The 12602-nt window shown below is 54.7% G+C and carries 13 protein-coding genes and 1 tRNA gene; 3 read left to right on the top strand and 11 right to left on the bottom strand.

Annotation, left to right across the window (positions count from 1 at the left end):
• Positions 1-30 precede the first annotated feature (30 nt).
• Positions 31-1875 carry an RNA polymerase sigma factor RpoD gene (rpoD, locus tag C3451_RS17985; protein WP_006812010.1) on the top strand — a complete coding sequence of 615 codons (1845 nt, stop codon included), beginning with the start codon at positions 31-33 and terminating at the stop codon, positions 1873-1875.
• 102 nt (positions 1876-1977) lie between these two features.
• Here the strand turns inward: rpoD and mug are convergent, their stop codons facing one another.
• Entirely contained in the window at positions 1978-2484 is a 507-nt protein-coding gene (gene mug, locus C3451_RS17990; RefSeq protein ID WP_124304364.1) for a G/U mismatch-specific DNA glycosylase, read from the bottom strand.
• Between the two features lie 124 nt (positions 2485-2608).
• Here mug and C3451_RS17995 point away from each other — a divergent pair.
• A tRNA-Ile gene (locus C3451_RS17995) sits at positions 2609-2684 on the top strand.
• Between the two features lie 136 nt (positions 2685-2820).
• Here C3451_RS17995 and C3451_RS18000 read toward each other — a convergent pair.
• From C3451_RS18000 to C3451_RS18045, 10 genes are all read right to left on the bottom strand, one after another.
• Positions 2821-3039, bottom strand: coding sequence for a DNA-binding transcriptional regulator (locus C3451_RS18000; RefSeq protein ID WP_015386379.1), 219 nt, complete (start codon positions 3037-3039; stop codon positions 2821-2823).
• A 69-nt stretch (positions 3040-3108) separates the two neighbouring features.
• Complete coding sequence (locus C3451_RS18005) at positions 3109-4209, bottom strand: phage late control D family protein (RefSeq protein ID WP_124304365.1); 1101 nt, start codon at positions 4207-4209, stop codon at positions 3109-3111.
• A complete protein-coding gene (locus tag C3451_RS18010) occupies positions 4206-4691 on the bottom strand; it encodes a phage tail protein (RefSeq protein ID WP_014884887.1) in 486 nt (161 codons plus the stop codon). The genes C3451_RS18005 and C3451_RS18010 overlap by 4 nt, the downstream gene beginning before the upstream one ends.
• Positions 4691-8134: a phage tail tape measure protein gene (locus C3451_RS18015; protein ID WP_124304366.1), complete on the bottom strand. Its 3444-nt coding sequence runs from the start codon at positions 8132-8134 to the stop codon at positions 4691-4693. Before C3451_RS18015 ends, C3451_RS18010 begins: the two co-directional genes overlap by 1 nt.
• On the bottom strand, positions 8127-8246 hold the full coding sequence (locus tag C3451_RS18020; RefSeq protein WP_007848878.1) for a GpE family phage tail protein: 120 nt from the start codon (positions 8244-8246) through the stop codon (positions 8127-8129). The genes C3451_RS18015 and C3451_RS18020 overlap by 8 nt, the downstream gene beginning before the upstream one ends.
• Before the next feature lie 14 nt (positions 8247-8260).
• Positions 8261-8563, bottom strand: coding sequence for a phage tail assembly protein (locus tag C3451_RS18025; RefSeq protein WP_007848877.1), 303 nt, complete (start codon positions 8561-8563; stop codon positions 8261-8263).
• A 54-nt stretch (positions 8564-8617) separates the two neighbouring features.
• Complete coding sequence (locus C3451_RS18030) at positions 8618-9133, bottom strand: phage major tail tube protein (RefSeq protein ID WP_007848874.1); 516 nt, start codon at positions 9131-9133, stop codon at positions 8618-8620.
• A 9-nt stretch (positions 9134-9142) separates the two neighbouring features.
• On the bottom strand, positions 9143-10315 hold the full coding sequence (locus tag C3451_RS18035) for a phage tail sheath protein (protein WP_032634572.1): 1173 nt from the start codon (positions 10313-10315) through the stop codon (positions 9143-9145).
• Between the two features lie 80 nt (positions 10316-10395).
• Positions 10396-11148 carry a DNA methyltransferase gene (locus C3451_RS18040; RefSeq protein WP_015386375.1) on the bottom strand — a complete coding sequence of 251 codons (753 nt, stop codon included), beginning with the start codon at positions 11146-11148 and terminating at the stop codon, positions 10396-10398.
• A 58-nt stretch (positions 11149-11206) separates the two neighbouring features.
• Entirely contained in the window at positions 11207-11794 is a 588-nt protein-coding gene (locus tag C3451_RS18045) for a recombinase family protein (RefSeq protein ID WP_047726000.1), read from the bottom strand.
• Positions 11795-11919: 125 nt separating this feature from the next.
• On the opposite strand from C3451_RS18045, the gene C3451_RS18050 reads away from it, so the two are divergent.
• Entirely contained in the window at positions 11920-12273 is a 354-nt protein-coding gene (locus tag C3451_RS18050) for a hypothetical protein (RefSeq protein WP_081396745.1), read from the top strand.
• The last annotated feature ends 329 nt before the right edge of the window (positions 12274-12602 follow it).

Genomic DNA, 12602 nt, shown 5'->3' on the forward strand with positions numbered 1-12602 from the left:
ATCAAACGAATTAAGTGTGGATACCGTCTTATGGAGCAAAACCCGCAGTCACAGCTGAAACTTCTTGTCCAACGCGGTAAGGAGCAAGGCTATCTGACCTATGCCGAGGTCAATGACCATCTGCCGGAAGATATCGTCGATTCAGATCAGATCGAAGATATCATCCAAATGATCAATGACATGGGCATTCAGGTGATGGAAGAAGCACCGGATGCCGATGATCTGTTGCTGGCTGAAACCTCCAACAACACTGACGAAGATGCGGAAGAAGCTGCTGCACAGGTACTGTCCAGCGTGGAATCTGAAATCGGGCGTACCACTGACCCGGTCCGCATGTACATGCGTGAAATGGGTACCGTTGAACTGTTGACCCGCGAAGGCGAAATTGACATCGCAAAACGCATCGAAGACGGGATCAACCAGGTTCAGTGCTCTGTTGCCGAATACCCGGAAGCGATTACCTATCTGCTGGAGCAGTACGATCGCGTTGAAGCGGAAGAAGCGCGTCTGTCCGATCTGATCACTGGCTTTGTCGACCCGAACGCTGAAGAAGATATGGCGCCAACCGCCACTCACGTCGGTTCTGAGCTGTCTCAGGAAGAGATGGATGACGACGAAGACGAAGATGAAGAAGAAGACGACGACAGCAGCGACGACGACAACAGCATCGACCCTGAACTGGCGCGCGAGAAGTTTGCCGAGCTGCGTACTCAGTACGAAGTGACGCGTGACACCATCAAAGCGAAAGGCCGCAGCCATGCTGCCGCTCAGGAAGAGATCCTGAAGCTGTCGGAAGTGTTTAAACAGTTCCGCCTGGTGCCAAAACAGTTCGACTACCTGGTGAACAGCATGCGCGTGATGATGGATCGCGTACGTACCCAGGAACGTATCATCATGAAGCTGTGTGTTGAACAGTGCAAAATGCCGAAGAAGAATTTCATCACCCTCTTCACCGGCAATGAAACCAGCGAAACCTGGTTCAACGCCGCTATCGCGATGAACAAGCCGTGGTCTGAAAAGCTGCACGACGTGAAAGAAGACGTACAGCGCGGCCTGCAAAAGCTGCATCAGATTGAAGAAGAGACCGGCCTGACCATCGAGCAGGTGAAAGACATCAACCGTCGTATGTCTATCGGTGAAGCGAAAGCCCGCCGTGCTAAGAAAGAGATGGTTGAAGCGAACTTACGTCTGGTTATCTCTATCGCCAAGAAATACACCAACCGTGGCCTGCAGTTCCTGGATCTGATTCAGGAAGGCAACATCGGTCTGATGAAAGCGGTAGATAAGTTTGAATACCGTCGTGGTTACAAGTTCTCCACCTATGCTACCTGGTGGATCCGTCAGGCGATCACCCGCTCTATCGCAGACCAGGCGCGTACCATTCGTATTCCGGTGCATATGATTGAGACCATCAACAAGCTCAACCGTATTTCTCGCCAGATGTTGCAGGAGATGGGTCGCGAGCCGACGCCGGAAGAGCTGGCTGAACGCATGCTGATGCCGGAAGACAAGATCCGTAAAGTGCTGAAAATCGCTAAAGAGCCAATCTCCATGGAAACACCAATCGGTGATGATGAAGATTCGCATCTGGGTGATTTCATCGAGGATACTACCCTCGAGCTGCCGCTGGACTCTGCCACCACCGAGAGCCTGCGTGCCGCTACGCACGACGTGCTGGCTGGCCTGACCGCCCGTGAAGCGAAAGTGCTGCGTATGCGTTTCGGTATCGATATGAACACCGACCACACGCTGGAAGAAGTGGGTAAACAGTTTGACGTGACCCGCGAACGTATCCGTCAGATCGAAGCGAAGGCGCTGCGTAAGCTGCGCCATCCGAGCCGCTCTGAAGTACTGCGTAGCTTCCTGGACGACTAACCCATGTAAACCGCAAAAAGCTCCCAATCGGGAGCTTTTTTTTTGTTTATTCCCTCTCCCTGTGGGAGAGGACCAGGGTGAGGGCATCAGGCCGCAGAGGAGCTAAAGCCCCCTCACCACCAGCGCCTCATCAAGTTCCCGATACGCCTCCACCAGCTTGTCCAGCGTCGCCCTGTTCAGCCCGCTCGGATTCGGCAACACCCAAACCTGCGTTACGCCAATGGTAATGTTCTGCTTACCCCACTTCGCACCGCGCTGGCTGAACGCCTGCTCGTAGGCCTGCTTGCCGAGGATCGCCAGCGCCGCGGGCTGGTAGTCTTCAATCTTCTTCACCAGTTCCCGCCCGCCAGTACGCAGCTCATGCAGATTTACTTCGCTCGCCTGCACCGTTGGACGCTCGACCAGAATGGTGATGCCACAGCGCGTATCCAGCAGCTGCTGCTCTTCTTCCGGCTTAAGCTGTTTGTCGGTAAAACCGGCCTGGTGGATCACCTTCCAGAAGCGATTTCCCGGATGAGCAAAGTGAAAACCGGTGTGCGCCGAGGACTTGCCCGGGTTGATTCCGCAGAACACCACCCGCAGGCCAGGGGCCAGAATATCGTTGATCATCTCTACTCCTGTCTATGCATCTTAAGATAAGTATAAAGGATTGATTATGCGTTGTTTATAAAAACAGCAGGCAGGTGTGAATGGCTGGATTGATGAGGGGAGTTACTTTATAATTCACCGCCACGGCCCCTTAGCTCAGTGGTTAGAGCAGGCGACTCATAATCGCTTGGTCGCTGGTTCAAGTCCAGCAGGGGCCACCAAATTTTAGCTTTAGAATCATATAATTAAGCCACTCACATGAGTGGCTTTTTTGTTTATAGTTTCATCATTGGCAGCAAAATGGCAGCAGGAAATAAGCTGCCACCAATAAAAAACCCGCCGAAGCGGGTTAGTTTGTCAAAAATTCATGTGTCCCTGACCACTGTTTAGAGGGTGCGGAGGCACATGATCGACCTGTCCGGGAGTTACGATAAAGCGCACTACGGTTTCATGAGTAACAAAAGTGGTTCCACAGTTTATGTTTTGGCACTGGCAATAACGCTCTTTCGTATTATCTGATACACGAAAGCTACTGCGAGTATGTGCCGCGTGTCCGCATTTCGGACAATTCATCATATCCGTTTCTCCCCAAGTCATTACCCGCAATCCCATAATGATACACGAACATCCATTTTGTGAACATTATCATTCCATTTCTAAATCATCTATCTTTACCTCAAGCTCCAGAGTCGTAGTGAAACCATTATCTGCATTGACACTATGCGTCAGGGTGGTAATGGTCCATTCGGCATCATCAATGGGCTGTTTAAAGCCGCTCACCTTCACCGGCATTTCGGTATACAGATCAGCCCTTCCCTCTGCGAGCTGCAGGGAGAATGTTGCCACCCCGCGCTGCAGGCGCTCCCACTGCATCTTTGCCGCTCGCTCTGCATTGCTGCGGTTTGCATAAGTTCTGTTGAGTACAAGCACGTTTTCATCCGTTCCAACCAGGTAATCTCCCTGTTTTGCTTCCGGCTCCTTTGCCGCAGTGGTTTTTTTTCGACGGCGCCTAACCTTTGCAGTCTCTTTTTTCTTTGGCTCACGGGTATGGAGCCAGCTGGCAATTACCCCCGTATAGGCATCGCGATCAGCCAGAGTAAAACGATGACCGTCACCGGCCTGGCGGGTTATGGTGATAACCGGCAGCGGCTTACCGCTTGCCGTTCTGCCCTGCCCCTGGCGGATAAACAACAGATTGCCGTCCTTAACTGAGGCTATCGCCCCATACTGCCGCGCCAGCTTCATCAAAAAGCTGGCGTCGCTTTCATTAGTCTGGTCAAGATGATCGACAGGCTTGTCCAACAGGTCCTTTCCCAGCGCCATCTTTAATTTATGCCTGCCCGCGATTTCCTTCACAACTTCGCCCACCGTTGTCTGGTGCCAGGACTTTTCACGCCGCGTATTCAGGGTTTCACGGAAATCTGCACTACGCGCGCGGATTGTGAGACGGTCAGGCGCGCCGCTGTGCTCAATCTCATCGACAGTAAACGCCCCTTTCGGAAAAAGCGGCTGACCTTTCCACCCCAGCGCAAACTGAATAATGGCCCCCCGACGAGGCAGAACGATTAGCCCGTCCGAGTCGTCCAGTTCCAGATCAAGCTGGTCCGCTTCAAAGCCCCGGTTATCCGTCAGCGTCAGACTTATCAGGCGCGCATCCAGCACGGTAGTCACATCTTTACCTTCAATGATGATACTGAAACCGGGAGTTTTGCTGTTCAGGTTCAGGAGATCAGAGCTGAAATTCACTGCAGTAACCCTCCAACCGTATTTTTCATATTGCCTATTGCAGAGGTGGCAGATTCCTGCAAATTACTGAGCTGGTCGCTGAGGCTGCCGAACATATCAGACAGCGACTCATCCACCCGTTTCAGGCTCAGCGAAAATTCGATGCGCCGGGGCATACCGCTCTCAAAAAATTCTGTTTTTGTCTGGCTCAGACTCTCGATCACAAACATGCCGTAAATCGTCCCGCTCCCCTCAATCAGAGGCCAGGCTTTTCCCAGCTCCGCCATCTGCTCCAGCGCCAGCAAAGACAACCTGCCGCCGGTAATCTCCGGCAGCAGGACACCGGACAGAGTAAGCGTATCGTTATCCGGTCCAAGAAACTGCGTTGACGGGCGCCGGTTAACCCGGCTGTTGGCTGCGTGCCGCCAGCTGCGCTGATACTGCAGCTCCTGATAGGGCACTGTTCGCAGCATGAATACGTACAACCCCAGCACCATCATCATTATTCGTAACCCCCTCGATCACTGAAATTACTGCGTGTTTTTGCCCTGGCCCTGCGCTCACGCTCATCAAGCTGCCGGGCCACCTCGCGGGCGATATCCTGCGCGCTTTGCCCTGGCTGCGCGACAATATGAATTGGCGCGCTTATCTCGTACTTAATTACCTGCGGCTGTCTCTCTTCCTTCGGAGACGGCGCCGGTTGCGTCCTGACAGGCACACTGTACGGATGAAGTGGTGCGGCTTCTGCCGGGGCAGCTGCCAGGCCCATTACGCCAGCGACCACGGAAGCGAACACCTTCTGGCGCATAGCCATCGGGTCAGTCCTGTTATCCGTGATTTCCTTAATGGCCGGTGCTGGCATGACGGCAGCAGCGATATCAGCCAGCTCCGCAGCACGATCTCGACCAGGAAGTTTTACCGGGGCGTTAACAATCTCAGGAGGCAGTATTAACCTGCTTTCAGGCCGTTGCTCCGGGCTGGCTGTTACATCACGAACGGGGCTTACTGTTGCCGCCAGTTTCACCAGTTCAGTAGTGCTATTGATTACCGGAATATTTGCCGGACCGTTCACACTATCAGGCGGCAGAACTATCCCGCGTTCAGGACGTTGTTTAGCGCTGGCCGGTTCCGTCCGGGAAGGATTGAGCGTTGCCGCCACCCTCGCCAGATCAGCAGTCCGTTTCCTGCCGGTGACATTGGCGGGTCCGTTAACAATCTCTGGGCCATTCTCGCCCACGATGCCGAACTGGCCGCGCGGAATGGTACCGCCGCTGTCGTACATTCCAGCAAAACCCATCGTCGGGAATCCGCCAGGCGGCAGCACCACTTTACCGTCTCTGTTGACCGTAGCTGGCTGCTGCCGCGTGACCTGTTCAGGAAGCTTCGCTTTGGCCGCCTCCTTGCTGACAATGCCGAGTTTTTCAAGCAGCCAGGACACGCCCGATTTAAGCGAATCCAGCGGGTGCATGACCATGTTCAGCCCTGCCGCCAGCGCTTCGCCAAACTGCCGCCCCATCGACGCTGCGCTTTGCAGTTCTGCAGAGGTGGATTTAACCGGCGTCAGCAGATCAGTAAACCAGCCCCATAACGCCTGGACCTTGTCACCTATCCACTGGAAAACAGGCTGCAGTGGCTCAAACGCCGCACTGATAGGCGCAGCTGCAGCTTTGAATCCTTCAACCACTCCGCCTAAAAATGCGCTTATCGGCTGCCAGTATTTCCAGACAACCAGCGCCACGCCAGCCAGCGCCGCCACGACCAGACCTATCGGACTAAGCAGGGCGCCCAGCAATCCAGAAATCCCGTACAGCGCAACGCGAAGGAGGGCCAGCGGGCCGGACGCCAGAAAACGCAGCACGCCACCGGCTGCGGATAATCCCCCGCGCAACGCGGTCAACGGATTCATTACCATGCCGATAATGTTGCGAATACCAGACATTCCGCTGCGAAGAACAGCAAGCGGTGCACCGGCCAGCGCTTTCAGCGCATTGCCAGCCAGCCCGGCAGAACGTCGCAGGGAGTTTAGGGGAGTCGTCAGCAATCCGGTGCTGCTACCGGATGCCGCCATGCCACGGCGCAACAGGGAAAGCGGCGCATTCGCCAGCCAGGACAGCGCACCGCCGGTGCGGGTCACTGCAGACATAACGGAGGGGAGTGTTTTTACACCCAGCACGGACAGGCCTAAACGGATCACCGCCAGTGGCCCCAGCACGGCAGCCACGGCTACCGCCAGCGTGCCGAGTACAACGGTGATCGCAGCAGCGGCCGCCGCCACTTTCATCAGCGTGCCCGCCAGCTGCGGGTTAGCCTCAACCCATCGACGCAGTGCCCCGGTAACGCTTTTGACGTACCCCATGATATCCATCAGCGGCTGGCGCAGGGTTTCACCCAGGCTACTGAAAGCATTCTGCGCGCCCGTTTTAACAAGCAACCACTGCGCGGAAAGTGAATCCTTATTGATATCGGATTCTTTCTGCATGGAGCCGTTAGCCTCAGAGCCTGAGGTAAGTTTCAGCTGTCGCTGCAGCTCCGGCAGGTTGTTTGCAAGCTTCGCCGCATCATCGCCAAACTCCTTGCCAAATATCATCGTCATGGCGGACAGGCGCTTGTCCTGCGGCAGTTTGTTGACCTTCTCCAGCACGCGCTGAATGGTCCCCATTGCGTCCTTTGTCATCTGCTTTTCAATCTCTTCTGGATTGAGTTTCAGCAGATCCATACCTTCCATGAACCGCTTGCTCTGCATGGTTGCAATCGACAGTTCGCGCACCATCGCATTTGATGCGCTGGCGGCAATTTCAGGCGCGGCGCCCAGAGACAGGAAGGTGGAACCCAGCGCGGCCGCCTTGCGGAAATCAAGCCGGTCAGCCACGCCGCCCATACGCTGCAGCACATTGATGATATCGCCGCCCTTAGACATGGCGTTATCGTCCAGGTAGTTCAGGGCATCGCCAAGCTGTTCAATATTTCGGGTCGGCACTTTATACAGCTGCGCGATTTTACCCAGCCCCTCCGCCAGCTCATCAGCGGGCAGCTCGAATGCCGTTGCGGCCTTTGCTGCAGTGGATGCAAAGGCCAGCAGGTCACGCTTCTGGTCTTCGTAAGAATCGTTCTGGTTTGTCACGCCCATGCGAGCGCCACCTTCAACCAGCGCGGCATAATCAATTGCGCCATTCTCCATCGGCAGCTGTTCACTGGCGGCCTTGATGGCATCCTGCATATCGTAAAACTGTTTTGTGCGGTTGCCGTTGTCGTCCCGCAGCCCGTTAACCTGCTTTGCCACGCCTTTCATCGCATCTTCCATGCTGGCATAGCTTTTAACGGCTGCCATCACCGGCGCGCCCATTGCCAGCCCGGCGGCAGTAGTCGTTGCTCCGGCGCCCGCGATACGATCCCGCACCTCAAGACGCCGGGAATACTGATCGCGGACGGCGTTCATTCGGGCCTGCTGCTCGCCCAGGCGTTTAAGGGATTTCTGCTGTCGGTCCAGGGCCTGCCGGGTTTCGTCGGCATTCTGCCGCAGCTCCCGCTGTGCACTGCTCAGCTTTTTGGTGTCCAGCCCGGCCTCATTGAGCGCAAGACGCTGACGCTGCACCGACTGACGCAGGCCGTTATATTTGCTCTGCAGCTCGTTAACGCGGTTTTTTGCCTGCTCAAGCAGACGAGCCTGCGCCGCCGTCGGGCGGTTAGTGGCCGAGAACTGCGTGGCAAGTTTCGCCGCTTCTTCTCGTGCGGCTTTAAGACTGTTGCCGGTGACGGCGAGCTGCGCGCTTGCCTTGCGGAAACCGTCAATACGGCCCGCCTGGGCGTCCAGTTCTTTTAATCTTGCGCGGCTTTGCTGAATGGCGGTAGCCAGCTCTTTAGAGCTGGCCTGCGCTGATCTGAATGGGCGGGTGAGCTTATCAACCGCATTTAGAATTACCTGCAAACGCAGGTTAGTGTCACTCATCGCTGGCCCCGCTTCTCTGAATCGCTTTATGCCGCCACTCCAGCACTTCGGTCAGCGGCATAACGTCAGTGACGGACGGCGGCCAGTGAAAAATGGTGGCGATATCAGCCACCAGGTCTTCTACCGTCAGGCTGTCGGCAAACCGGCAAGCACCGATTTCTTCAACAAAAAAGTGACCACCTCAACCGACAGCGCGGTGAGATCTGCGGGGTCCATTTCAGCCATTTCCTGAGCGGTCAGCGCGGGCGTGGAGATGCGGGGAATAATCGTCATCATCGCGCCGACGTCCATATCCATGATCGCCTGCAGACGGGTGCCACGCAGCGCGCCGGACTGCGGCTTGCGCAGCACAATTTCGGCAATTTCGGTTTTACCGCGTTTGATTGGGGTGTCCAGCTGTACGGTTTTTTCAGTCAGTTGTTCGCTCATTGTCATTTCCTGTTAATAAGGTACTGGCGCGGCTGCCCGCGCCTTTAAAGTAGATCAGAGGCCCAGGGCGTTGCGGTGTTCTTCCATCAGGTCCACGCCATCAACGATTTCAATCATGTTGATCACATCAACCTCATAGAGCACCTCGCCGTTAATGGTCAGCTTCGCGTAGCTGTTGGTGCTGCTGACTTTTGTGGTGTTGCTCTCGCCGGTTTTCCATTCGCCGGAATCGACTTCTTTATGTCGCCCGCGCACAACCAGCTCAACGGCCTGCACTTCGCCGGTATCGTCACGCTGAATGGAGCCGGTGAAACGCAGCTGGATACCGTCAACAGTGGCTTTACCCATCTGTTTGAATAACAGCAGTTCAGTGCCACCAATTGAAAATTCCGTGTCCAGCGCGCCATCATCCAGCCCCAGATCAACATCAGCCGAACCGGGCATACCGCCGCCGCGATACTTTTCAAACTTGCGGCCGAATTTAGGCAGGGTCAGGGACTCAACGATCCCCTGATAGTTATTCCCGTCGTTAAACAGGTTCAGGTGTTTTAACTTGCGTGGTAAAGCCATATTGTCCCCTTACGCGCTTACCTGGCTGGAGAAATCCAGCAGATACTGATCGGTGATGCGCTGGCGCAGCATCAGGTTTTCCAGAGGCGGTACCGGCGTATAGTCGTAATCGATAGTGAGCTTCCCGGCTTTCAGGGAATCTTTATCGTTTACGGACTCATCCAGCCAGCAGTCGGCGCCGATGATGTAGCCCTGCGTTTTCAGGTTGCGCAGTTTGGCGCGAATACCTTCGATAATGTCGCGGGCCAGCGACGGGTTAAGCACGCCATCCACCGCCCACATGTGCGCTTCTGCGATGGTGTCAGCCAGTACCTGAGCGGTGCGGGTGTAGTTTTCAAAGGCAAACAGAGGATCGTCACTGAGGCAGCGGGAACCCCAGAAGCGGAAACCGTCTTTGCGGATCAGCGTGGTGACATCATTCTGGTTCAGCAGCCCCGCATCGGTTGCCGGGTCCTGCAAATCCCAGAACACATCAGCAGAAATGCCGGTGACGCCGTTCACGCCTACGTTGGACAGGGATTTGTGCCAGCCGGTCTGTTCGTCAATTTTGGCACGCAGGCCAAGCGCACGGGCTGAGGCGTAAGCCGTTGCGTCAGCGTTCAGCACGGTGTCAAAACTGATGAAATCAGGCCAGATCAGCATCCCCTCGCGCTGGCTGAAATTAGCGCGGTAGGCAATGGCCTCCTCTACCGTTTTGCAGCCGTAGGCTGACAGATAGGCGAAGCCGCGCAGACTCTGCGCCACGCTCAGCAGCTCAGTGGCAACCGCCTGCGTGTCATGCCCCGGCACGCCAAGTATGCGCGGCTTAACGCCGAGCTGGGACTGCGCAGATAACAGCGCTTTCATGCCCGTTTTTTTACCGTCAGTTGTCACGCCGCCGATAATGTTGGAAGTTGTTTCCGCTTCGGTTTCACCCTGTGCAACGCGCACAACAACGGTCACGGGTTTAGCCTGGTCGGCAATTGCATCCAGCGAGCGGGCCAGCGTGCCGGACTCGCCTGCTTTACCGCTGGCGGTCAGCACGTCGGTGAGCAGGACCGGTTTATTGAGGGGGAACACGGACGCATCTGCATCATCGCCGGTACAGACCATACCGACAATTGCCGTGCTTACTGTTGAAATGGGGCGGGTGCCATCGTTGACCTCAACGACGCGCACACCGTGGTGATAATCCTGAGCCATACGGCGAACCCTCCGGTGTTTAGGTTTCGCCCTATGGTGAATTGAATGGGCCGCGCAGACAGCTACGCGGCATTGTTCCCTTAATCACACAATACGCCCGCGCGGATATCTGCGTTTTCTTTTTCCAGGCGTTCGCATGAGATATCAAAATACTGCTGGCTCATTTCAATCCCGGTAAATTTATATCCCTTCCTCAGCGCGGCAACGCCAGTTGATGCACTCCCCATAAATGGATCAAGAATATGGCCGCCAGGAGGAACGGGAGCAACCAGGCTCTCCATAAGCTCAATCGGTTTGCCGGTCATATGGAGTTTTTGAGACGGAATAACCCGACGAGTCACCATACCCGGCCAGGGTCCACCATGCAGACTTTTAGGCAATGGTCCGTTACTTCCCCAAACCACGTATTCGCACTGATGACGAAAATAACCGGTATGAGGCGCACGGGTTGAAAGCGTTTTATCCCACGGAATCAGCCCCCGCCACACAAAACCGCCAGCCTGGAAAACGTCAGTAAGCGTTGGAAGCTGCCGCCAGTCAGTGAAAACCATGGCATAGCCGCCTGACTTAACCAGGCGGTTAACCTGACTCATCCACTGCGTCATCCAGAACGCCCAGGAGCGCACGTCTCTGTTATCGCCGAAAAACTCATGGTAGTTGTTATTGCCTACATACTTCCCGGAGGGTTTGGCCTGCCGATCACTGCGTGTCATGCCACCGCTGGAATAAGGCGGATCAGTAATTACTGCATCAAATTCGCCAGTGAGTTCGCGCAAAATTTCCAGGCTGTCACCACAGTAAATAGTTGCCGCGCCAATAACTGCTTTTTGCATAGCCTTGCCTCTCTTATGTGCCTGATTTCAGGTTACATAAATGAGAAATCATGTTCATTTATACAGGAGTGTCTGAGCGTTCAGACAATGGCGCCACGGCAGACGCGGGAAATTTGCGGTACAGCGTTGATATACCCACATCAAAAATCAGAGCAACGCGTTTTCGCGTTTCTCCGGCAGCCAGCAACCGGCCAATCTGCGCCCACTCATCCTCTGATAGCTTTGGCCGTCGGCCACCAATCCTCCCTTGCGCACGCGCTACAGCCAGCCCGGCACGGGTTCGCTCTACGATCAGCTCTCGCTCCATTTCTGCCAGGGCACCCATAACATGGAAAAAGAAACGCCCCATCGGAGTTGATGTATCAATGCTATCTGTCAGGCTGCGGAAATTTACTCCTCTCCCTCGCAGGTCTTCAATCAGAGTAACAAGATGCCGCATACTCCTGCCTAATCTGTCCAGCTTCCAAACTACCAGCGTGTCACCTTCTGAGAGTGTGCGCAGGACCTTCTTTAGCCCTGGCCGATCTGAGGTTTTTCCGCTCATTTTGTCCTCAAATATCAGCTCACATCCTGCGCACTCCAGCGCATTTCGTTGTAAAGCCGTGTTTTGGTCATTTGTTGACACCCTCACGTAACCGATTTGCATGATTTTTCGCCCATAAAAAAGTGGTGAATGATGCCACCATTTTATCGAGCATGGTCATTTCTGACTGTACTGCAGAGAATGGCCAACACGGACAATCATGACCGTGGTGAAGAAAAAACCTTCGTTTGGGGGAAGCAGCTAAACGGGGGGTCGGCAATGGTGCAAACCAGCTTCCTGATATGAGCAACTTTGCCGGTTCTTTAGGTTTCAATGGGTATCAAAAATTACCGACTGGGCTGATCATTCAATGGGGGGCGCTTAACGTCAACGGCACATCTGGGGCAGTAGGAACCACTGACATTTCTTTCCCAATTGCATTCCCTACTGCATTCAGACATCTCAGCGCTTTAATGTCTACAAACGATCCATCCATGCGTTTTACTGGATTCGATATTGGCAATACGTCTACAACTAAGGCCAGATTTACTTACGTTACTCCTACCTCCAATTCTATTTACTGGATGGCTATAGGGTATTAAACGTTCGTTTGGGGGAAGCGGCAAAAAGGGAAGTTGGGACGGCAGCCAACCAGCTGCCGGATATGAGCTTTTTCGCTAACGCTTTTAGCGGGGTTAGTGGTTATTGCAAACTTCCAAACGGGATAATTATCCAATGTGCTGGGGTTAACGGAATACCGGCAGGTGGGGCGCTTGAAGTAATTTATCCGATCACTTTCCCTAAGGAAGGTGCGAACAAGTTCCTGATATGAGATCATCATATTCATCCGGAGCGCATCCCAGAGGGACATCATGAGCCATCAACTCACCTTCGCCGATAGTGAATTCAGCACTAAGCGCCGTCAGACCCG

The organism is Enterobacter sp. 301B (assembly GCF_003850715.1).
Lineage (GTDB): Bacteria > Pseudomonadota > Gammaproteobacteria > Enterobacterales > Enterobacteriaceae > Enterobacter > Enterobacter intestinihominis.

Coding starts and splice junctions, on each gene's coding strand:
- rpoD (WP_006812010.1), top strand. CDS start 31: ATGGAGCAAAACCCGCAGTCACAGCTGAAACTTCTTGTCCAACGCGGT.
- C3451_RS18030 (WP_007848874.1), bottom strand. CDS start 9,133: ATGGCTTTACCACGCAAGTTAAAACACCTGAACCTGTTTAACGACGGG.
- C3451_RS18015 (WP_124304366.1), bottom strand. CDS start 8,134: ATGAGTGACACTAACCTGCGTTTGCAGGTAATTCTAAATGCGGTTGAT.
- C3451_RS18025 (WP_007848877.1), bottom strand. CDS start 8,563: ATGAGCGAACAACTGACTGAAAAAACCGTACAGCTGGACACCCCAATC.
- C3451_RS18010 (WP_014884887.1), bottom strand. CDS start 4,691: ATGATGATGGTGCTGGGGTTGTACGTATTCATGCTGCGAACAGTGCCC.
- C3451_RS18035 (WP_032634572.1), bottom strand. CDS start 10,315: ATGGCTCAGGATTATCACCACGGTGTGCGCGTCGTTGAGGTCAACGAT.
- mug (WP_124304364.1), bottom strand. CDS start 2,484: ATGATCAACGATATTCTGGCCCCTGGCCTGCGGGTGGTGTTCTGCGGA.
- C3451_RS18000 (WP_015386379.1), bottom strand. CDS start 3,039: ATGATGAATTGTCCGAAATGCGGACACGCGGCACATACTCGCAGTAGC.
- C3451_RS18040 (WP_015386375.1), bottom strand. CDS start 11,148: ATGCAAAAAGCAGTTATTGGCGCGGCAACTATTTACTGTGGTGACAGC.
- C3451_RS18045 (WP_047726000.1), bottom strand. CDS start 11,794: ATGCAAATCGGTTACGTGAGGGTGTCAACAAATGACCAAAACACGGCT.